At 70.2% G+C, this 20121-nt stretch carries 20 protein-coding genes and 2 pseudogenes; 21 read left to right on the top strand and 1 reads right to left on the bottom strand.

All coding sequences use genetic code 11. The annotated features are described in order from the left end of the window. The first annotated feature begins 88 nt into the window (after positions 1–88). From dop to prcA, 5 genes and pseudogenes are all read left to right on the top strand, one after another. Positions 89–1600, top strand: a complete 1512-nt coding sequence (gene dop / locus ACFV6X_RS21370; RefSeq protein WP_365448409.1) for a depupylase/deamidase Dop — start codon at positions 89–91, stop codon at positions 1598–1600. 180 nt (positions 1601–1780) lie between these two features. Beyond that, on the top strand, positions 1781–1999 hold the full coding sequence (locus ACFV6X_RS21365; RefSeq protein ID WP_062722796.1) for a ubiquitin-like protein Pup: 219 nt from the start codon (positions 1781–1783) through the stop codon (positions 1997–1999). 123 nt (positions 2000–2122) lie between these two features. Then, positions 2123–2326, top strand: a pseudogene (locus ACFV6X_RS21360) (endonuclease domain-containing protein); the annotation flags it as partial. Beyond that, on the top strand, positions 2278–3123 hold the full coding sequence (prcB, locus tag ACFV6X_RS21355) for a proteasome subunit beta (protein ID WP_385385712.1): 846 nt from the start codon (positions 2278–2280) through the stop codon (positions 3121–3123). The pseudogene ACFV6X_RS21360 and the gene prcB, both read left to right, overlap by 49 nt. Positions 3124–3185: 62 nt before the next feature. Beyond that, entirely contained in the window at positions 3186–3935 is a 750-nt protein-coding gene (prcA, locus tag ACFV6X_RS21350) for a proteasome subunit alpha (RefSeq protein WP_385385710.1), read from the top strand. A gap of 66 nt (positions 3936–4001) precedes the next feature. Here prcA and ACFV6X_RS21345 read toward each other — a convergent pair whose 3' ends face one another. Continuing rightward, positions 4002–5012 (bottom strand): LacI family DNA-binding transcriptional regulator, encoded by a 1011-nt coding sequence (locus ACFV6X_RS21345; RefSeq protein WP_385385708.1) that lies wholly within the window; start codon positions 5010–5012, stop codon positions 4002–4004. 113 nt (positions 5013–5125) lie between these two features. On the opposite strand from ACFV6X_RS21345, the gene ACFV6X_RS21340 reads away from it, so the two are divergent. From ACFV6X_RS21340 to ACFV6X_RS21265, 16 genes and pseudogenes are all read left to right on the top strand, one after another. Next, positions 5126–6385 (top strand): MFS transporter, encoded by a 1260-nt coding sequence (locus ACFV6X_RS21340; RefSeq protein ID WP_385385707.1) that lies wholly within the window; start codon positions 5126–5128, stop codon positions 6383–6385. Positions 6386–6394: 9 nt separating this feature from the next. Beyond that, positions 6395–7756 carry a Pup--protein ligase gene (gene pafA, locus ACFV6X_RS21335; RefSeq protein WP_365448399.1) on the top strand — a complete coding sequence of 454 codons (1362 nt, stop codon included), beginning with the start codon at positions 6395–6397 and terminating at the stop codon, positions 7754–7756. Positions 7757–7882: 126 nt separating this feature from the next. After that, the gene (locus ACFV6X_RS21330) at positions 7883–8887 is read left to right on the top strand and encodes an FKBP-type peptidyl-prolyl cis-trans isomerase (protein ID WP_385385705.1); all 1005 of its coding nucleotides are present in this window, start codon (positions 7883–7885) and stop codon (positions 8885–8887) included. A gap of 60 nt (positions 8888–8947) precedes the next feature. Next, positions 8948–9319, top strand: coding sequence for an FKBP-type peptidyl-prolyl cis-trans isomerase (locus tag ACFV6X_RS21325; protein ID WP_385385703.1), 372 nt, complete (start codon positions 8948–8950; stop codon positions 9317–9319). Between the two features lie 123 nt (positions 9320–9442). After that, a complete protein-coding gene (locus tag ACFV6X_RS21320) occupies positions 9443–10396 on the top strand; it encodes a helix-turn-helix transcriptional regulator (protein WP_385385702.1) in 954 nt (317 codons plus the stop codon). Between the two features lie 19 nt (positions 10397–10415). Further along, positions 10416–11474 carry a helix-turn-helix transcriptional regulator gene (locus tag ACFV6X_RS21315; protein ID WP_385385701.1) on the top strand — a complete coding sequence of 353 codons (1059 nt, stop codon included), beginning with the start codon at positions 10416–10418 and terminating at the stop codon, positions 11472–11474. A gap of 26 nt (positions 11475–11500) precedes the next feature. After that, entirely contained in the window at positions 11501–11761 is a 261-nt protein-coding gene (locus tag ACFV6X_RS21310; protein WP_385385699.1) for a hypothetical protein, read from the top strand. Positions 11762–11816: 55 nt separating this feature from the next. Continuing rightward, the gene (locus ACFV6X_RS21305) at positions 11817–12011 is read left to right on the top strand and encodes a hypothetical protein (protein WP_365448389.1); all 195 of its coding nucleotides are present in this window, start codon (positions 11817–11819) and stop codon (positions 12009–12011) included. Between the two features lie 270 nt (positions 12012–12281). Continuing rightward, positions 12282–12572, top strand: coding sequence for a Sec-independent protein translocase subunit TatA (tatA, locus tag ACFV6X_RS21300; RefSeq protein WP_385385697.1), 291 nt, complete (start codon positions 12282–12284; stop codon positions 12570–12572). Between the two features lie 48 nt (positions 12573–12620). Then, complete coding sequence (gene tatC, locus ACFV6X_RS21295; RefSeq protein WP_385385695.1) at positions 12621–13583, top strand: twin-arginine translocase subunit TatC; 963 nt, start codon at positions 12621–12623, stop codon at positions 13581–13583. A gap of 1 nt (position 13584) precedes the next feature. Continuing rightward, positions 13585–13701: pseudogene (locus tag ACFV6X_RS21290) on the top strand (sphingosine kinase); the annotation flags it as partial. 76 nt (positions 13702–13777) lie between these two features. Continuing rightward, positions 13778–16627 (top strand): DEAD/DEAH box helicase, encoded by a 2850-nt coding sequence (locus tag ACFV6X_RS21285; protein WP_385385693.1) that lies wholly within the window; start codon positions 13778–13780, stop codon positions 16625–16627. A 391-nt stretch (positions 16628–17018) separates the two neighbouring features. Continuing rightward, positions 17019–18620 (top strand): sensor histidine kinase, encoded by a 1602-nt coding sequence (locus ACFV6X_RS21280; RefSeq protein ID WP_385385691.1) that lies wholly within the window; start codon positions 17019–17021, stop codon positions 18618–18620. Beyond that, positions 18620–19024: a roadblock/LC7 domain-containing protein gene (locus ACFV6X_RS21275; RefSeq protein ID WP_385385689.1), complete on the top strand. Its 405-nt coding sequence runs from the start codon at positions 18620–18622 to the stop codon at positions 19022–19024. The genes ACFV6X_RS21280 and ACFV6X_RS21275 overlap by 1 nt, the downstream gene beginning before the upstream one ends. After that, entirely contained in the window at positions 19021–19470 is a 450-nt protein-coding gene (locus ACFV6X_RS21270) for a DUF742 domain-containing protein (protein WP_385385687.1), read from the top strand. The genes ACFV6X_RS21275 and ACFV6X_RS21270 overlap by 4 nt, the downstream gene beginning before the upstream one ends. Then, complete coding sequence (locus ACFV6X_RS21265; protein WP_385385685.1) at positions 19451–20071, top strand: ATP/GTP-binding protein; 621 nt, start codon at positions 19451–19453, stop codon at positions 20069–20071. Before ACFV6X_RS21270 ends, ACFV6X_RS21265 begins: the two co-directional genes overlap by 20 nt. Positions 20072–20121 lie beyond the last annotated feature (50 nt).

The raw sequence follows: 20121 nt of genomic DNA, 5'->3' as shown, positions 1-20121 counted from the left end.
CGGGGACGGGCACCGCACACGCAACCGAGCGCCAGCGGTATCTGAGCGGCGTCCACGACCGAGGGCACCGCCGGGCAAGGAGGGCCGCATGACCGTACGGCGAGTAATGGGCATCGAGACGGAGTACGGGATCTCCGTCCCCGGCCACCCCAACGCCAATGCCATGCTCACCTCGTCCCAGATCGTCAACGCCTACGCGGCGGCGATGCACCGGGCCCGTCGGGCCCGCTGGGACTTCGAGGAGGAGAATCCGCTGCGCGACGCACGGGGCTTCGACCTCGCCCGTGAGGCCGCCGACTCCAGCCAGCTCACCGACGAGGACATCGGCCTCGCCAACGTCATCCTGACCAACGGGGCCCGTCTCTACGTGGACCACGCACACCCCGAGTACAGCGCTCCGGAGGTGACCAACCCCCGCGACGCCGTGCTCTGGGACAAGGCCGGTGAGCGGATCATGGCGGAGGCCGCGGAACGGGCCGCCCAGCTGCCCGGCGCCCAGCCGATCCACCTGTACAAGAACAACACCGACAACAAGGGCGCCTCCTACGGCACGCACGAGAACTACCTGATGAAGCGGGAGACCCCCTTCTCGGACATCGTGCGCCACCTGACGCCCTTCTTCGTCTCCCGGCAGGTCTTCGCCGGAGCGGGCCGCGTCGGCATCGGCCAGGACGGGCACGAGCACGGCTTCCAGCTGAGCCAGCGCGCGGACTACTTCGAGGTCGAGGTCGGCCTGGAGACGACGCTGAAGCGTCCGATCATCAACACGCGCGACGAGCCGCACGCCGACGCGGAGAAGTACCGCCGGCTGCACGTGATCATCGGCGACGCGAACCTGTCGGAGATCTCGACCTACCTCAAGCTGGGCACCACGGCCCTGGTGCTGTCCATGATCGAGGACGGCTTCATCGCCGTCGACCTGGCCGTCGACCAGCCCGTACGCACCCTGCACCAGGTCTCGCACGACCCCTCGCTCAAGCGTCTCGTCACGCTCCGCAGCGGCCGGACGCTGACCGCGGTCCAGCTGCAGATGGAGTACTACGAGCTGTCCCGCAAGTACGTCGAGGAGCGCTTCGGGGCCGACGCCGACGAGCAGACCAAGGACGTCCTGCAGCGCTGGGAGGACACCCTCAACCGGCTGGAGCACGATCCGATGAGCCTGTCCGGCGAGCTGGACTGGGTCGCCAAGCGGGAGCTGATGGAGGGCTACCGGCGCCGTGACGGCCTCGACTGGGACGCCGCCCGGCTGCACCTGGTCGACCTCCAGTACGCGGACGTACGCCCCGACAAGGGCCTGTACAACCGTCTGGCCTCGCGCGGCCGGATCAAGCGGCTGCTGACCGAGGAGGACGTCGAGCGGGCGAAGTCCAAGCCGCCGGAGGACACGCGCGCGTACTTCCGCGGGCGCTGCCTGGAGCAGTACGCCGACGACGTGGCCGCGGCGTCCTGGGACTCGGTGATCTTCGACCTGCCGGGCCGGGACTCCCTGCAGCGCGTTCCAACCCTGGAACCGCTTCGCGGAACGCGTAATCACGTCAAGGAGCTCTTGGACCGCTGCCGCACCGCGGAAGACCTGGTCAAGGTCCTGAGCGGCGGCTGAGCGGGTACTCGGGCGGGGCCGGGCGCACAGGGTGGAAATCCTGGCGCCCGGGAATCATCGAGGTGGCCCTCGTACGTTGCAGAAACTGCGGGGCCATTGTCGGACCCGGCTTGTAGGGTCTGATCATGACCGATCGGCAGCGATGTCGAACATTCGGGCGAACCGAGCGGGGTGAGGGTTATGGCGACCAAGGACACCGGCGGCGGACAGCAGAAGGCGACGCGTTCCACCGAGGAGGTCGAGGAGCAGGCGACAGAGGCGCAGGCTTCGGAGGACCTCAAGGAGCGTCAGGAGAAGCTCTCGGACGACGTGGACTCGGTACTGGACGAGATCGACGACGTCTTGGAGGAGAACGCAGAGGACTTCGTGCGTTCCTTCGTGCAAAAGGGTGGGCAGTAAGCCCACTTGCCCTTCGAATCGAAGGTCGACGGGGGTGTGGGTGTCCGGCATCCCGCCGATGAGGTGCCACGCGCGGTGCGGTGGGTCCGAGCCGCGCGTGGTCTTCGCCCGCGGCTGCGTGTGATCTGCCGGAAGGCTTCCGCCCTTCATGTGGATCACCGCCATGAGACGGGTAGGGTCCGTGGCGTACCTTGCTTCAACTGCGATACCGGCGTCGGCCTGTTGAGTGACGATCCCGAAGCCGTGTACCGAGCTGCTGACTACTTGGAAGGAAACGCGTGGAAGCCAACACTCGTAGCACCGGGCGTCTACCAGCTGCCTTCCTGACGCCTGGGTCCTCCTCCTTCATGGACTTCCTGGCCAGGCACCAGCCGGAGATGCTGCCCGGCAACCGGCAACTGCCTCCCACCCAGGGTGTGATCGAGGCGCCGCACGGCACCACGATCGTGGCCGTGACGTTCCCCGGCGGAGTCGTGCTCGCCGGTGACCGCCGGGCCACCATGGGCAACGTCATCGCGCAGCGCGACATCGAGAAGGTCTTCCCGGCGGACGAGTACTCGGCCGTCGGCATCGCCGGCACCGCCGGTCTGGCCGTCGAGATGGTCAAGCTCTTCCAGCTGGAGCTGGAGCACTTCGAGAAGGTCGAGGGCGCCCAGCTGTCCCTGGAGGGCAAGGCGAACCGGCTGTCGACCATGATCCGTTCCAACCTCGGCATGGCCATGCAGGGCCTCGCCGTGGTGCCGCTCTTCGCCGGCTACGACGTGGACCGGGGCAAGGGCCGCATCTTCTCCTACGACGTGACGGGCGGCCGCTCCGAGGAGCAGGGCTTCGCGGCCACCGGCTCCGGTTCGATCTTCGCGCGCGGCGCCATGAAGAAGCTCTTCCGTGAGGACCTGACCGAGGACCAGGCCACGACCCTCGTGGTGCAGGCCCTCTACGACGCGGCAGACGACGACTCGGCGACCGGTGGTCCCGATGTCGCCCGCCGGATCTACCCGATCGTCACCGTGATCACCGAGGACGGCTTCCGCCGGCTCACCGAGGACGAGGGCTCCGCGATCGCCCGCGCGATCCTGGAGCGCCGGCTGGAGCAGCCCGACGGCCCGCGGGCCGCGCTGCTGTAGCCGGCGGCCGTTTGTTGTCCGAGGGTTCTCCAGTGACTTCGACAGAAAGGGACGGATAGCCGGTGTCGACGCCGTTCTATGTCTCACCCCAGCAGGCCATGGCCGACCGGGCGGAGTACGCCCGCAAGGGCATCGCCCGGGGCCGCAGCCTGGTCGTGCTGCAGTACGCCGACGGCATCGTCTTCGTCGGCGAGAACCCGTCCCGCGCGCTGCACAAGTTCAGCGAGATCTACGACCGGATCGGCTTCGCGGCCGCCGGCAAGTACAACGAGTACGAGAACCTGCGCATCGGCGGTGTCCGCTACGCCGACCTGCGTGGGTACACCTACGACCGCGACGACGTGACCGCCCGCGGCCTCGCCAACGTCTACGCGCAGACGCTGGGCACGATCTTCTCCAGCGCGGCCGAGAAGCCGTACGAGGTGGAGCTGGTCGTCGCCGAGGTCGGCGAGACGCCCGAGGGCGACCAGATCTACCGGCTCCCGCACGACGGCTCGATCGTGGACGAGCACGGCTCCGTCGCGGTGGGCGGCAACGCCGAGCAGATCAGCGGCTATCTGGACCAGCGCCACCAGGACGGCATGACGCTCGCCGAGGCGCTGAAGCTGGCCGTGCAGGCCCTGTCCCGTGACACCAACGGCAGCCAGCGGGAGATCCCCGCCGAGCGCCTGGAGGTGGCGGTGCTGGACCGGACGCGCCCGCAGAAGCGCAAGTTCAGGCGGATCACCGGCCGACAGCTCGGCCGACTGCTGGAGGCGGGCGGGGCCTCGTCCGCCGCGGAGGCCGAGGACGAGGCCGGCGAGGACGAGTAGACCCGTCTCGGCCCGCCCGACCCCCTTGCGGATGCCCCGGTCCCGACGGCCGGGGCATCCGGCGTTTCAGAGCGCCGGTGGCGGCGCCGTGGAGCCCCGTACGACCAGCTCGACCGGGATGTCCCCGCCCTCGGGCTCCCGGCCCTCCAGGACCGCCAGCAGGGCCCGCATACCGCGTTCCCCGAACAGCTCGGCGTCCAGGCGCACGGTCGTCAGCTCCGGGTCGATCGCGGTGGCCAGGGCGAGGTCGTCGAGGCCGGTGACGGAGATGTCGTCGGGGACGCGCAGACCCAGCCGCCGGACGGCCTTGTAGGCGCCCGCCGCCAGCTTGTCGTCGTCGCAGACGACGGCGGTGGCGGGGCGGCTCCCGAGCGCGGCCTCGGCGGCGCTCAGGGCGTCGTCGATGGAGATGGGCGCGCGGGCCGTGTGCACGGTCGTCCCGGGGACGGCTCCCACGCGCGCGGCGAGCTCCCGGGCGCGCACCTCGAAGGTCCAGGACGGCACGTCGGCCGCCAGGTGCAGGAAGTGGCGGTGGCCGAGGCCCAGCAGGTGGTCGGTGACCTGGCGGACGCCGTCGGCGATGTCGAGGTTGACCGTGGCCGCGCCCAGGCTGCCCCTGGGATCGCTGTCGAGCATCACCAGGGGCAGCTGGTCGCCTCGGATGGCGGTGAGGGCGTCGGCGGCCATGGAGGAGGCGATGACGCCGTCCAGGGCGGCCTGGGCGGACGCGAAGGGGCTTCGCGCGGGCCCGATGCCCTCGGGGGAGGGGTAGAGCACCACGCCGAAGCCGTGCTCGGCGGCGACGCGGGCGGCCCCGGTGTAGACGCCGGCGAAGAACTCGGTGGTCAGGGCGGGGACGACCAGCAGGACCGTGCGGGTGTGGCCGAGGCGCAGGTTGCGGGCGGCGAGGTTGGGGCGGTAGCCCAGGTCACGGGCGGCCGCCCGGACCCGCTCGGCCGTCGCCTCCGAGACGCGGCCGCGCCACTTCTCGCCCAGCACCAGCGACACGGCGGCCTGCGAGACCCCGGCGGCCTCGGCGACGTCCCGGCTGGTGGGGCGGGTGCCGGCTCGTGCCACTCGGCCTGCTCCTTCGTCGCGTGGGGTCCGGGCTTCGCCTGGACGGGTGAACAGCGCACATGGTACGTATGGCAATGGACGTTATACGTAAAACTTCGGCGGAGGGCGGGGTCATGGCCGTGGGATACGGGGAGATCCTCAGGGCGAAACACGCCGCGAGGCTGCTGACCGGCACACTCGTGGGCCGGCTGCCCAACGCCACCGCAGCGATCGCGATCGTGCTGTTCATCCGCGCCGAGGGCGGCTCCTACAGCCTGGCCGGCGCCCTGGCGGCCGTCTACGGCGTCGCCAACGCGGTGGGACAGCCCCTGCTGGGGCGGCTGGTCGACCTGCACGGGCAGCCCCGGATCCAGCTGCCGGCCGCGCTGCTCTCGGCGCTCGCCATGGCCGGCTTCGCCCTCAGCGGCACCGAGGCGCTGCCGCTCTCCTACGCTGCCGTCGCCGCCGCCGGGCTCTTCACACCGCCCCTGGAGGGCGGCCTGCGCGCGCTGTGGCCCTCGGTGCTGCGCCGCGAGGACCAGATCCACACGGCGTACGCCATGGACGCGGTGGCCCAGGAAGTCATGTTCACGGCCGGGCCGCTGCTGGTGACGCTCTGCGTGTCCCTGTGGTCGGCGCAGGTCGCCCTGCTGGTGCTGAACGTCGTCGGGGTGCTCGGCGCGCTCTCCGTCGTGCTGTCGCCGCCCTCGCGCGCGTGGCGCTCGGCGCCGCGCGAGGCGCACTGGCTGGGCGCGCTGCGCTCACCGGGGCTGCTGGCCCTGCTGGCCGCGTTCCTCTTCGTCGGCGTGGCGCTCGGCTCCATCACGGTCGCCGCGGTGTCCTACGCGGACGACCGAGGCGGTGACGCGGTGTACGGCTGGCTGATGGCGGCCCTGGGACTCGGCGCGCTGGTCGGCGGGGTCGGCTACGGGGCGCGGGAGTGGGCCGGTTCCCCCGAACGGCGACTGCGGGTGCTCGTGGGGCTTCTGGCGGTCTGTTACCTGCCGCTGATGCTGATGCCCGGGCCCGTCGCGATGACCGCCCTGTCCGGGCTGGCCGGTGTCTTCCTCGCACCCGCCATCGCCTGCGCCTTCGTCATCGTCGACCGGCACGCTCCGCGAGGGACCGTCACCGAGGCCTTCTCCTGGCTTGTGACGACGTTCACCGTGGGTGCCTCGGTCGGAACGGGGCTGGCGGGGCCCGTCGTCGAGTGGGGCGGGGCGCTGGGGGGCTTCGCCGTGCCCGGTGCGGCGGGAGCCGTGTCGTTGCTGGTTCTGCTGGCCACGGGGCGGGTACTCGCAGCTCCCGCCGGAACGGCGGTCGTTGCGGCTTCATCGGAAAATGATCCAAATCGTGCTGCCGAACCCCGTTTCAGTTCAGGGGATCGGGCGTAATGTTCAGTCATGGACCGCCGCATTTTCGGGCTGGAGAACGAGTACGGCGTCACGTGCACGTTCAGGGGACAGCGCCGTCTGTCGCCTGACGAGGTGGCGCGGTACCTCTTCCGCCGTGTCGTGTCATGGGGCCGCAGCAGCAATGTCTTTCTGCGGAACGGCGCCCGCCTCTATCTCGACGTGGGCTCGCATCCGGAATACGCGACACCCGAATGTGACAACGTGATCGAGCTGGTCACCCACGACAAGGCCGGCGAGCGCATTCTCGAAGGACTCCTGGTGGACGCCGAACGACGCCTGCACGAGGAAGGAATCGCGGGCGACGTCTACCTCTTCAAGAACAACACCGACTCCGCCGGCAACTCCTACGGCTGCCACGAGAACTATCTGGTGGCCCGCCACGGGGAGTTCTCCCGGCTGGCGGACATCCTCATCCCGTTCCTCGTCACCCGGCAGCTGCTGTGCGGCGCCGGCAAGGTGCTGCAGACGCCGCGCGGGGCCGTGTACTGCGTCAGCCAGCGCGCCGAGCACATCTGGGAGGGCGTCTCCTCGGCGACGACCCGTTCCCGGCCCATCATCAACACCCGCGACGAGCCGCACGCGGACGCCGAGCGCTACCGTCGGCTGCACGTCATCGTCGGCGACTCGAACATGTCCGAGACGACCATGCTGCTCAAGGTCGGCGCCACCGACCTGGTGCTGCGCATGATCGAGGCGGGCACGGTGATGCGCGACCTCACCCTGGAGAACCCCATTCGGGCGATCCGCGAGGTCAGTCACGACATAACGGGCCGGCGCAAGGTGCGACTGGCCAGCGGCAGGGAGGCCTCGGCGCTGGAGGTGCAGCGCGAGTACTTCGAGAAGGCCGTCGACTTCTGCGAGCGGCGCGGCATCCGCACCGGCATCGTCGAACAGGTGCTGGAGCTGTGGGGCCGTACGCTCGACGCCATCGAGGCCGAGGACCTGGACCGGATCGACACCGAGATCGACTGGGTCATGAAGTACAAGCTCATCGAGCGGTACCGGGCCAAGCACAACATGACCATGTCGAATCCGCGGGTCGCCCAGATAGACCTCGCCTATCACGACATCCACCGCCGTCGTGGCCTCTACTACCTGCTGGAGAAAAAGGGTCAAGCCGCCCGGATCTGCAACGACTTGAAGATCTTCGAAGGCAAGTCGGTTCCGCCGCAGACCACTCGGGCCCGGCTGCGCGGCGACTTCATCCGGCGGGCCCAGGAGCAGCGCCGGGACTTCACCGTCGACTGGGTTCACCTCAAGCTCAATGACCAGGCCCAGCGGACGGTGTTGTGCAAGGACCCGTTCCGTTCCGTGGACGACCGGGTGGAGAAGCTGATCGCCGGTATGTGAGCCATGTGTTCCGAGTGAAGCCGGAACGCCACACGGGCGCCGTACGTTTCCCGTACGGCGCTCTTCTCACACCGTAGAGTTGCGCGCACGCCATCAACAAGATCGACCGATTACGAGGCCCCCACCGTGCGCCGACGCTCACTGCTCATCGCCGTTCCCGCTGGACTGGTCACACTCGCCGCCTGCGGCGACGAAGGGTCCGACTCCGGCAAGGCCAGCGACACCGCGTCGCCCTCGGACCCGGCGTCGCCCTCCGCAGCACCGTCACCGAAGATCGTCGACGGACCGCTGCCGGCGATCACCGCGGGCACCAAGTTCGGCGAGAAGCCCACGGTGGCCAAGGGCAGTGGCGAGCCGTCGAAGGACCTCGCCGTGAAGACGGTGATCGCGGGCGGCGGCCGCACCGTCGCGGAGAACGACTACCTCGTGGCCAACTACCTGGGTCAGATCTGGTCCAGCGCGAAGGTCTTCGACAACTCCTACGACCGCAAGACGCCGCTGCTCATCCAGCTCTCCCAGGGCAGCATCATCGACGGCTGGCGTTACGGGCTGGCCGGCAAGAAGACCGGCAGCCGTGTCGAGATGGCCGTCCCGCCCACCTGGGGGTACGGCGAGCAGGGCAACCCCCAGGCGGGCATCAAGGGCACCGACACGCTCGTCTTCGTCATCGACATCGAGGACACGTACAACGCGAGCAGCTCCGCCAAGGGCACCGACGTCGCGCAGGACGACGCGGACCTGCCCAAGGTCGGCACCAACACCGACGGCAAGGCACCCTCGATCGAGATCCCCAAGACCGACGCGCCGACCGAGCTGGTGGCGACCTACGTGATCGAGGGCGACGGCGAGGAGCTGAGCGCCGACAGCACCGTGCTCGTGCAGTACAAGGGCGTGCTCTGGGACACCGGCAAGGAGTTCGACTCGTCGTACAGCCGCAAGGCGCTGACCTCCTTCTCGCTCCAGCAGGTCGTCAAGGGCTGGGCGCAGGGTCTGACCGGCAAGAAGGTCGGCAGCCGGGTCCTCATCGTCATCCCGCCGGAGCTGGGGTACGGCGACAACCCGCCGCAGGGCAGTGGCATCGAGAAGGACTCGACGCTGGTCTTCTCGGTCGACATCCTCGCGGCGATGTGATCGCCGGGAATGTAAGACTGTGCGTGTTCGCCTTTCCCCACACGAGCAGGAGCTGAAGACGTGAGCATCGACAAGCCCGAGATCGACTTCCCGGGCGGCGAGCCCCCGGCGGACCTCGAGATCAAGGACATCTGGGAAGGCGACGGCCCCGTTGCGGAGGCCGGCCAGACGGTCACCGTGCACTACGTCGGTGTCGCCTTCAGCACGGGCGAGGAGTTCGACGCCAGCTGGAACCGCGGCACGCCGTTCCGCTTCCCGCTGGGTGGCGGCCGTGTCATCGCCGGCTGGGACAAGGGCGTGCAGGGCATGAAGGTCGGCGGCCGTCGCCAGCTCACCATCCCGGCCCACCTCGCCTACGGCAACCAGAGCCCGACCCCGGCGATCAAGCCCGGCGAGACCCTGATCTTCGTGGTCGACCTGCTCGGCGTCTGAACAGGACCGATCGGAGCCGATCACCTGGGGCCCATGCCTGTTCGGGCATGGGCCCTCGGCTTTTGCCAGGGCCCCGCGGAGCGGTACGGTCAACGGTCGGAAGCACCATAGGGAAGGGCGTCGATGGCCATTGCCAAGGCCGAGCGGCTGATGAACCTGGCGCTGTGTCTGCTGGGAACGCGGCGGCCGCTCAGCAAGCGTGAGCTTCGAGAATCCATCGAGGCCTATCTCGAAGCGGGCAGCGACGACTCCTTCAACCGGATGTTCGAGCGGGACAAGGACGACCTGCGCGAGCTGGGCCTGGTCATCGAGACCGTGGAGAACCTCGACGGTGACGTCGGCTACCTGGCCCGCCGCGACAGCAACCGCCTCCCGCCCATCACGCTGGACGCCGAGGAGGCCGCCGCCCTGGGCCTGGCCGCCAAGGTCTGGCAGCAGGCCCGGCTCGCCGGCGCGGCCAGCGGCGCCCTGCAGAAGCTGCGCGCCGCCGGCCTCCCCGAGGACGTCGACCCGTACGAGTCGCACGGCGCCCTGGAGCCGCGCATCCCCGTGCACGAGGCCGCCTTCGAGCCGCTCATGCTGGCGTGCCGCGACCGCCGCCCGGTCGTCTTCGAGTACCGCAAGGCGAACGCCGCCCACCCCGAGGCCCGGCAGGTGGAGCCGTGGGCGCTGGAGTGCTGGCGCGGCCACTGGTACCTCGCGGGCTGGGACCGGGAGCGCGGCGCCGAGCGGGTCTTCCGGCTGTCCCGGATCACCGGCAAGGTGCGCACCCGCAGCGGCCGCTACACGGCACCCGTCCCGGACGTCGTCACCGTCCGCGAGACCGTCGCCGGGTGGGCCGGTGAGACCGCCGACCGCAGCGCCCGGATCCGGCTGCGCTCCGGCTCGGGGTACCCCCTGCGGGCGAAGGCGGCCGCCGTCCGGGAACTCGGGGACGGCTGGGACGAGTTGGAGATTCCGTACGGCCACGGGCTGGATGCCTGGCTGGTCGAGTTCGGACCGGACGTGGTGGTCCTGGAGCCCGCGGAGCTGCGGGCCGACGTGGTGGACCGGCTGCGTGCCGTGGCCAAGGGCTGAGGGGGAGCGGAAGAAGACAGTGGCCGGCAAACCGATCAGGCCCACGAACGCCATCGACCAGACCCGGCGGATGCTCTCCCTGGTGACCTATCTCAGGGAGCGCCCCGGGGCCCGGGTGGAGGACGTCGCCCGCGCTTTCGGCATCACCGAGGACGAGCTGGTCTCCGACCTCGACCTGCTGCCCATGTGCGGCACCAGCTTCCGCGGCGGCGATCTGCTCGACATCGACACCGACGGTGAGCGCATCTGGTGGCACAACCCCGCCGCCCTCGGCGCGGACGCGGCCGAGCCGCTGCGTCTCGCCGCCGACGAGGCGACCGCCCTGCTGGTCGCCGCCCGGGCCGTGTCCACCCTGCCCGGCCTGCGCGAGAGCGACCGGCAGGCGTTGCTGCGCGCCACCGCCAAGATGGAGGCCTCGGCCGGCGAGGCGGCCGGCGCCAGCTCCCGGCTGTCCGTGACCTTCGAGTCCGAGGGCGGTGTCTTCGCCGACGTCGACCGGGCGATCTCGGAGCGCCGCAGGCTGTGGATCCGCTACTACTCGCCGGCCCGCGACGAGGTCACCGAGCGCGAGGTGGACCCGATCCGCCTGGTCAGCGTCGGTCACACCTATGTCGAGGGCTGGTGCTACCGCTCCGAGGCGCGCCGCACCTTCCGGCTCGACCGGGTCGCTGAGATCAAAGTCCTCGACGAGCCGTCCGCACCGCCCGAGACCGAGCTGCGGGACCTGTCCGAGGGGCTGGTGCAGCCCGCGGCGGAGGACCCGGAGGTCGTCGTCGAGGTCGGCCCCGGCGGCCGCTGGGTCGCCGAGTACTACCCGCACGACACCGCGGATGAGCTTGCGGACGGCGGACTGCGTATCACCCTGCGCACGCCCGACCCGGCGTCGCTGCGCCGCCTCGCCCTGCGCCTCGGGCGCGACGGCCGGATCGTCACCCCGCTGGAGCTGGCCGACAGTGCCCGGCAGGCGGCCCGCGAGGCGCTGGCGGCGTACGACGGGATCGAGGCGGAGGCTCCCGGGAGCGGGCACCCGGGCCAGCCGGGCAAGCAGGCACACGACAGTCAGGAGCAGGGACTTTGAGCGAGCCGGCGGCTGGGGTGCGGGAGATGACTGTGGTGTCCGCGTTCGCGGGGATGAGAAGCGTGGCCCCCGTGGTGTTCCGGGCCGGCTGCCCGGACTGCCGGGGCCGCTTCGAGCTCGCCGCGGGCGCCCTGCGCCTGGCCATCGGCGCCACGAGCCGTACGACCTTCTACTCCTTCACCTGCCCCGAGTGCGGCGCCGCCGTACGCAAGCCGGCGGGGGAGCGGGTCGTCGAGCTGCTCACCGGCGGCGGGGTCCGGACCCTGCGGCTGCACTCCACGCTGTAGCGGTGTCGGCGCACCTGTGCGCACCCGCCGCCGGACAGGCCCTAGGCTCTGGGGCATGTTCTGGCCGATGTTCGCGGTAGCTGTGGGTTTCCTGGGAATCGCCGTTCTCGGCGTGCTCGCCGTCCGGGTCTTCCTGGAGGCCCAGCGTTTGGGCAGGCAGGTGTCGGACTCCGCGCGCCGGATCAACCGCGCCGCGGAGGATCTGGAGCGGGCGGCGGCGAGCACGGCACAGTCCGTGGACGCGCTGTGACCGGCCGCTGACCTGGCCTGACCCGGCCGGTGAACCCGGCGCTTGGTGTCCCTTTGAACCGCTTCGCCCTGTCAACTTCCCCCATGCGGAAGGTACGCTGCTGATCGCGGCCCGGAGAACGAGGCCCGGGCCGTGGACCGGGAGTACGCACGGGGATTGCTTCACGTTCACCCCCGAGCGTTACGATCGCTGTCAGCACGGTCGTTCGGATTCCTGTCCGACCGGTCGGACAGCACCCACCCGCCCGCCTCGGTGAGAAGGTAAAGACTTATGTTCGGAAGGCTCGGAGCCCCCGAGATCATTCTCATCCTCGTCGTCATCATCCTGCTGTTCGGCGCGAAGAAGCTTCCGGACATGGCTCGCTCGCTCGGCAAGTCGGCGCGGATCCTCAAGAGTGAGGCCAAGGCGATGAAGGACGACAGCAAGTCCTCCGCCCCCGCCGACCCGCCGAACACCGACGAGCAGCAGGCTGCCCCGTCTCAGCGCATCATCCAGGCCTCGCCCGGCGACGTGTCCAGCTCCCGCCCGGTCAACGAACCGACGGACACGACCAAGCGCTGACGCCGGGCCGGTGACTCTCCGGCCTGCCGCACGAGATGGGAATGTGGGTTGCTGAAGCCTGCCCGCAACAAGGAGAAGGATCCCGAGGGGCGGATGCCCCTCGCGGAGCACCTGCGTGAGCTCCGCAACCGGCTCGCGAAGGCACTGCTGGCCATCATCGGTGTCACGGTCGTCGCCGCCTTCTTCTACAACGACATCATCAACTTCTTCACCGAACCGATCCTCGACTCGGTCGGTTGCTCCCAGTCGTTCGAGGAGCTTGCCAGGGCGTCCGCGGAGAACGCCAAGAACGCGGAGCCGTGTGCGCAGATCACGATCAACGGTCTGCTCGCGCCGTTCACGCTGGCCCTGAAGGTCTCGCTGATGGCCGGCGTCGTGCTGGCCTCGCCGGTCTGGCTCTACCAGCTGTGGGCCTTCATCGCGCCCGGTCTGCACCGGCACGAGAAGAAGTACGCGTACGCGTTCGTCGGCACCGGTGCCCCGCTGTTCCTCTGCGGCGCCTTCTTCGCCTACAAGGTGCTGCCCACCACAGCCAACGTGCTGATCGAGTTCACGCCGTTCGGTGTCGACAACCTGCTGCCGCTCGACGACCTGCTCGACCTCGTCACCCGCATGGTGATCGTCTTCGGTCTCTCCTTCGAGCTGCCGCTGCTGCTGGTCATGCTCAACTTCAGCGGCGCCATCTCCGGCAAGCGGATGCTCGGCTGGTGGCGCGCGATGATCATGGGCATCACGGTGTTCGCGGCGATCGCCACTCCCAGCACCGACCCGCTGACCATGCTGGCCCTGGCCGGGCCGATCTGGATCCTGTACTTCGGCGCGGTGGCCGTCTCCCTTGTCAACGACCGGCGCAGGCGCCGTCGAGACGCGCTGGGACCCGCCGACGACGAGGCCTCCGAGCTGGACCTCACGCCCGACGAGATCGGCGAGGTGGAGACCGTCAGCGCGAGCCGTGCCCTGCCCGAGCAGCCGGGCAAGGACCGGATGAACGGCTACGACGACGTGACCTGAGACCCTCTTCGTCAACCCCTCCGCGGGCAGCGGCCGGGGCGCCCACGGGGCGCAGCCGGCCGCTTCCGCTGTGCGGGCGGCCGGTTCCTCCCCCTCGGTCCCTGCCGCCGAGCGTGCGGTGCGTGCCGGGGCGGTGCGCCTCGTGGGGCGCTGAGCTGGGGTGATCACCGGATTCAGCGCAGCGGATCCGGATAATGATCGTCCTGTTGTCAGTGCGGGCCGGTACGCTCGAAAGCACGATGACTGAGGACCTCTCCCCGGCCGAGCGGTACGTGGCGGCGCGTCGGCGCGCCGCCGAGCAGGCCACCGCGCTCGCGTCCTTCCGCGAGATGTACGACTTCGGCCTCGACCCCTTTCAGATCGAGGCATGCGAGGCGCTCGAAGCGGGGAAGGGCGTGCTGGTCGCGGCGCCCACCGGCTCGGGCAAGACGATCGTCGGTGAGTTCGCCGTCCACCTCGCGCTCCAGCAGGGCAAGAAGTGCTTCTACACGACGCCCATCAAGGCGCTGTCGAACCAGAAGTACAACGACCTGTGCAGGCGCTACGGCGCCGACAAGGTCGGCCTCCTCACCGGCGACAACAGCGTCAACTCCGACGCCCCGGTGGTCGTGATGACCACCGAGGTGCTGCGGAACATGCTCTACGCCGGCTCGCAGACCCTCCTCGGCCTCGGCTACGTGGTCATGGACGAGGTGCACTACCTCTCCGACCGGTTCCGGGGCGCCGTCTGGGAAGAGGTGATCATCCACCTCCCCGAGTCGGTGACGCTGGTGTCGCTGTCCGCGACCGTGTCCAACGCCGAGGAGTTCGGCGACTGGCTCGACACCGTGCGCGGCGACACCGAGGTGATCGTCTCCGAGCACCGGCCCGTGCCGCTGTTCCAGCACGTGCTCGCCGGGCGCCGGATGTACGACCTGTTCGAGGAGGGCGAGGGCCAGCGGAAGGCCGTCAACCCCGACCTCACGCGCATGGCGCGTATGGAGGCGAGCCGGCCGTCGTACCAGGACCGCAGGCGGGGCCGGGCGATGCGTGAGGCCGACCGGGAGCGGGAGCGGCGGCAGCGGACGCGGATCTGGACGCCGAGCCGTCCCGAGGTCATAGAACGGCTGGACGCGGAAGGGCTGCTGCCCGCCATCACGTTCATCTTCAGCCGCGCCGCGTGCGAGGCCGCCGTCCAGCAGTGCCTGCACGCCGGGCTGCGGCTGAACGACGAGGAGGCCCGGGAGAAGGTCCGGGCGCTGGTGGAGGAGCGCACCGCCTCGATCCCGGCCGAGGACCTGCATGTGCTCGGGTACTACGAGTGGCTGGAGGGCCTGGAGCGCGGCATCGCCGCCCACCACGCGGGCATGCTGCCGACCTTCAAGGAGGTCGTCGAGGAGCTGTTCGTGCGCGGGCTGGTGAAGGCGGTCTTCGCCACCGAGACGCTGGCCCTGGGCATCAACATGCCCGCGCGGTCGGTCGTGCTGGAGAAACTCGTCAAGTGGAACGGCGAGCAGCACGCCGACATCACCCCGGGCGAGTACACGCAGCTGACGGGGCGTGCGGGGCGGCGCGGCATCGACGTCGAGGGTCACGCCGTGGTGCTGTGGCAGCGCGGGATGAACCCCGACCACCTCGCGGGACTGGCCGGGACGCGCACGTATCCGCTGAAGTCCAGCTTCAAGCCGTCGTACAACATGGCGGTCAACCTGGTCGAGCAGTTCGGGCGGCATCGCTCGCGGGAGCTGCTGGAGACCTCGTTCGCGCAGTTCCAGGCCGACAAGTCGGTCGTGGGCATCTCGCGCCAGGTGCAGCGCAACGAGGAAGGACTCGAAGGCTACAAGGAGTCGATGACCTGCCACCTCGGGGACTTCGAGGAGTACGCGCGGCTGCGTCGCGAACTGAAGGACCGCGAGACCGAGCTGGCGCGCCAGGGCGTGGCCGACCGGCGGGCCGAGGCGGCCGTCGCGCTGGAGAAGCTGCGGCCGGGCGATGTCATCCATGTGCCGACCGGGAAGTACGCCGGGCTGGCGCTGGTGCTGGATCCCGGGCTGCCCGCCGGCCGGTCCAACGGCCACCGCGGCTTCGAGCACCACGACGGGCCGCGGCCCCTGGTGCTGACGGCGGAGCGGCAGGTCAAGCGGCTGGCGTCGATCGACTTCCCGGTGCCGGTCGAGGCCCTGGAGCGGATGCGGATCCCGAAGTCCTTCAATCCGCGTTCGCCGCAGTCCCGGCGGGACCTGGCGTCGGCGCTGCGCAGCAAGGCCGGGCACATCGCGCCGGAGCGGCAGCGCAAGCGGCGTTCGCAGGCCGCGGACGACCGGGAGATCGCGCGGTTGCGGACGGCGCTGCGGGCCCATCCGTGCCATGGGTGCAACGACCGTGAGGACCACGCCCGCTGGGCCGAGCGGTACCACCGGCTGATGCGGGACACCTCGCAGCTGGAGCGGCGCATCGAGGGGCGTACGAACACGATCGCCCGGACGTTCGATCGGATCGTCGCGTTGCTGACCGAGCTGGACTACCTGCGCGGTGACGAGGTCACCGAGCACGGCAAGCGGCTGGCGCGGCTCTACGGCGAGCTGGACCTGCTCGCCAGCGAGTGTCTGCGAGAGGGGGTCTGGGAGGGGCTGGGTCCGGCGGAACTCGCCGCGTGCGTCTCGGCGTTGGTGTTCGAGGCGCGGGCCGCTGACGACGCGATGGCGCCGAAGCTGCCCTCCGGCAAGGCGAAGGCCGCGCTCGGTGAGATGGTGCGGATCTGGGGGCGGCTGGACGCGCTGGAGGAGGAGTTCCGGATCACGCAGACCGAGGGCGTCGGGCAGCGAGAGCCGGATCTCGGCTTCGCCTGGGCCGCGTACATGTGGGCCTCCGGGAAGGGGCTCGACGAGGTGCTGCGCGAGGCGGAGATGCCGGCGGGGGACTTCGTGCGGTGGTGCAAGCAGGTCATCGACGTGCTGGGGCAGATCAGTGCGGCGGCGCCGCAGGGCTCGACCGTGGTGAAGAACGCGCGGAAGGCCGTCGAGGGGTTGCTGCGAGGGGTTGTCGCGTACTCGTCGGTGGGGTGAACTCGTCGGTGGGGTGACGAGGCGCCGGGCGGGGTGCGGGGTGCGGGGTGCGGGGTGCGGGTCCGCGCGCCGTCCTGTGGCGGTCGCTGACCGCCCACTTCACTCATCACGGTGAGTCGTTTTCGCATGCCCATGCACGGCTACTTACCGTGTTCGAATGTGATCACAGCGTGCAAATGGGGCTGAGCGTACTCCTGTTGCATGCCCCATTTCAGGTGCTTGCTGAATATGACATGGCGATGATCCGGTCGGACTAAGCTCGCCCGCAGCGCACCGAGTTGCGGTGTATTCGTGCGCTTGTTCCCAAGAACCCTGATGATCCCAACAGTCCCATGACGCATACCCCCACAAGCTCCCCCGACTCCCCGCCGACTGCTTTCAGAGGGCCCACATGGTGAGTGTTCAATCCCCACCCGCACGCCGTGAACTTCCCTACGCGCGCGTGCTGTTGCTCCCGGCGATACTGATGGCCGCGGCGACCGGAGCCGCCGTCGCCCTGGTGACGTCCTCGGCCCGGACCGCGGTCGCCGTGTGCGGCACCGTCGCCACACTCCTGGTGATCGCCGCCGCGGCCGAGGCGGTGCGCCGCGGCCGCGCGCTGCGGGACGCGCAGATCGAGCACGCCCGTCACAGCGCGTCGCTGGAGCGGCGCATCACCGACCATCACGACGACTGGGTCCGCTTCGGCGAGGTGGTCGTGCCGACGGCCCTGCGGCGGATGGCCGGCGGTGTCACCGCCGTCGAGGTGATCCGCCAACTGAGCCTCATCGAGCCGGTCTTCCGGGACATGCCCGACCCGCAGCGCCAGTTGCTGAAGAAGCTGATGCGCATCGTCGACCACGAGGAAGCCCTGCGCGACTCCGCGGCGGCCTCGTTCGTCAGCGTCGCCCGGCGCGTCCAGGCGATCGTCCACCAACAGGCCAACGAGCTGCGGGAGATGGAGGAGGACCACGGCCGCAACCCCGAGGTCTTCGACGACCTGCTGCGCATCGACCACGGCAACGCGCTGATCGGCCGTCTCGCCGACTCCATCTCCGTCCTCGGCGGCGGCCGTCCGGGCCGGCAGTGGCCCCTGCCGGTGTCCCTGTACAGCACGCTGCGCGGCGCGATGTCGCGCATCCTGGAGTACCGGCGCATCAAGCTCGACAACATCTGCCGCATCAGCGTCAAGGGCATCCACGTCGAGCCCGTCATCCACGCCTGCGCGGAGCTCTTCGACAACGCCACCCGCTACTCGCCGCCGCACACCGACGTGCACGTCACCGCGGTCCGGGTGCAGACCGGCATCGCCATCGAGATCGAGGACGCCGGCGTCAGCTTCAGCGAGGAGGCCCGCGCGCGGATCGAGGGCATGCTGGAGCGCGCCAAGGCCGGCGTGGACCTCCAGGACCTCGGTGACGCCCCGCGCCTCGGCCTCGCCGTCGTCGGCCGCCTGTGCCGGGCGTACAACATGCAGGTCGCCCTGCGCTCCTCGGCCTACGGCGGGGTGCGGGCCGTGGTCATCGTGCCGAGCAACATGCTGACCGACGAGCCCGGCGTCGGACTCGCCCACGGCATCGGCGCCACCTCCGTGCCCAATGTCTCGCCCGACGCGCTGGAGGGCCCCAAGCGGCCCCCGAAGCGGCGCCGCCCGACCAGCCCGAAGATCCCCGCCTCGGTCTCCATGGAGGACGACGTCCCGGTCGTCACCGAGTGGACCGCGGGCGGCCTGCCGCAGCGCCGCAGCCGGGTGAAGACCCCGCTGAGCCAGCGGATCGCCGAGCAGTACGCCGCCGAACGCGCCGAACGCGAGGCCGCCGAACGGGAGGGGCGCGAACCCCGGTCGGTCTGGGGGGCCCCGGAACCCAGGACCGAGGACAAGGACCAGCCCCCGCCCGGAATGTGGGTCGAGGCGTTCATGGAGGGGCTCAAGCGACCGACGCCGACCTCGTCCACCCAGCCGACCAACGAGCCGGCCCGCGTTGAGGCCGACGACGAGAGGGACCCCAACTGATGGCGTACCGAGCGGACTTCGACTGGATGCTCCAGGACCTCGCCAAGGGCGTACCGGGTATTCAGATGATCGTGGTGCTCTCCGCCGACGGGCTGCGCATCGCCCGGCACGGCGGCGACCCGGACACCGCCGACCGGGTCGCCGCGGCCTGCGCCGGACTGCAGAGCCTGGCGAGCGCCGTGGCCGACGAGATCCCGACGAGCGACGGCCAGATGCGCATGGTCCTCATCGAGGTCAACGGCGGCTACTTCTACCTGATGGCCGCGGGGCCCAACGCCTATCTCGCGGTGCTGTCCAACATCGTCGCCGAACCGGGTCTGATGAGCGCCCAGATGCGCGACCTGGTCGACCGGATCGGTCCCCACCTGACCAGTCCGCCGAGGCGCAACGGGAAGGCCGTATGACTCCCCCGAAACGCAAGCGGCGCTCCCCGAGGCAGGGGCCCCCACCGCAATCGCAGCCGTTCTCCCCGGAGGGCGGCGAGGGCGACGACGGCACGGACGGCCCGGAGGGCAAGGACGGCAAGCCCTCCAACCCCGAGCGCCTGTTCGTGATCGGCGAGGCGGACGGCGACCGCGCGGAGCTCGACCTGGTCACGTTGGTCGTGGCACGCGCCGAGCCCAAGCCGTCCACCAGCCCGGAACAGGCAGCGGTGCTCCGGCTGTGTTCCGCCCCGCTCTCCGTGGCCGAGTTGTCGGCCTACCTCAGTCTGCCGTTCAGCGTGATCACCGTGCTGCTCACCCAGATGCTGACGGCCGAACTCGTACAGGCACGCGCCCCGGTCGTCCGCCAGGCGCTCCCGGACCGTTCCATCCTCGAAGCGGTGATGCATGGACTTCAAAAGCTCTGAGACCATCCCGGGCCCACGCGCCGAGGACCATCTGCCGCACACGGCGCAGGCCGCGGTGAAGATCGTCATCGTGGGTGGCTTCGGGGTCGGCAAGACCACCATGGTCGGCTCGGTCAGCGAGATCAAACCGCTGACCACCGAGGAGACCATGACGCAGGCCGGCGTGGGTGTCGACGACAACTACGGCTCCGACTCCAAGACGGCCACCACCGTGGCGATGGACTTCGGCCGCATCAGCATCACCGACCAGCTCGTGCTGTACCTCTTCGGCACGCCCGGCCAGGAACGCTTCTGGTTCCTGTGGAACGGGCTGTTCGAGGGCGCGCTGGGCGCGGTGGTCCTGGTCGACACCCGCCGGCTGGAGGTCAGCTTCGACGTCATGGGCCGGCTGGAGGAGTGCGGCGTGCCCTTCGTGGTCGCCGTCAACACCTTCCCGGACGGCCCCCGTTACCCCCTTGCGGACCTGCGCGCGGCGCTCGACCTGTCGGAGGAGATCCCGATCCTGGAGTGCGACGCCCGCCGCCGCGCCTCCAGCAAGGAGGTCCTCATGACGTTGATGCGGTTCCTGCACTCCCTCGCCATGACGGGACAGCTCACCTGACCCGCCCGCACCGCCGCAGCCCCACTGCCCAGACAACGGCCCCCCCCACA

This window comes from Streptomyces sp. NPDC059861 (genome assembly GCF_042731435.1).
Taxonomy (GTDB): Bacteria; Actinomycetota; Actinomycetes; order Streptomycetales; family Streptomycetaceae; genus Streptomyces.
The sequence above is the reverse complement of the archived record's forward strand: the minus strand, read 5'-3'. Positions and strand labels throughout refer to the sequence as shown.

What these genes read in the sequence shown, in the direction of transcription:
- ACFV6X_RS21265 (WP_385385685.1), top strand. Translation starts at nt 19,451, where the DNA reads ATGGACTTCAAAAGCTCTGAGACCATCCCGGGCCCACGCGCCGAGGAC.
- tatA (WP_385385697.1), top strand. Translation starts at nt 12,282, where the DNA reads ATGTTCGGAAGGCTCGGAGCCCCCGAGATCATTCTCATCCTCGTCGTC.
- ACFV6X_RS21270 (WP_385385687.1), top strand. Translation starts at nt 19,021, where the DNA reads ATGACTCCCCCGAAACGCAAGCGGCGCTCCCCGAGGCAGGGGCCCCCA.
- ACFV6X_RS21320 (WP_385385702.1), top strand. Translation starts at nt 9,443, where the DNA reads ATGGCCATTGCCAAGGCCGAGCGGCTGATGAACCTGGCGCTGTGTCTG.
- ACFV6X_RS21305 (WP_365448389.1), top strand. Translation starts at nt 11,817, where the DNA reads ATGTTCTGGCCGATGTTCGCGGTAGCTGTGGGTTTCCTGGGAATCGCC.
- ACFV6X_RS21340 (WP_385385707.1), top strand. Translation starts at nt 5,126, where the DNA reads ATGGCCGTGGGATACGGGGAGATCCTCAGGGCGAAACACGCCGCGAGG.
- ACFV6X_RS21275 (WP_385385689.1), top strand. Translation starts at nt 18,620, where the DNA reads ATGGCGTACCGAGCGGACTTCGACTGGATGCTCCAGGACCTCGCCAAG.
- dop (WP_365448409.1), top strand. Translation starts at nt 89, where the DNA reads ATGACCGTACGGCGAGTAATGGGCATCGAGACGGAGTACGGGATCTCC.
- ACFV6X_RS21285 (WP_385385693.1), top strand. Translation starts at nt 13,778, where the DNA reads ATGATCGTCCTGTTGTCAGTGCGGGCCGGTACGCTCGAAAGCACGATG.
- ACFV6X_RS21280 (WP_385385691.1), top strand. Translation starts at nt 17,019, where the DNA reads ATGGTGAGTGTTCAATCCCCACCCGCACGCCGTGAACTTCCCTACGCG.
- pafA (WP_365448399.1), top strand. Translation starts at nt 6,395, where the DNA reads ATGGACCGCCGCATTTTCGGGCTGGAGAACGAGTACGGCGTCACGTGC.
- ACFV6X_RS21310 (WP_385385699.1), top strand. Translation starts at nt 11,501, where the DNA reads ATGACTGTGGTGTCCGCGTTCGCGGGGATGAGAAGCGTGGCCCCCGTG.
- ACFV6X_RS21365 (WP_062722796.1), top strand. Translation starts at nt 1,781, where the DNA reads ATGGCGACCAAGGACACCGGCGGCGGACAGCAGAAGGCGACGCGTTCC.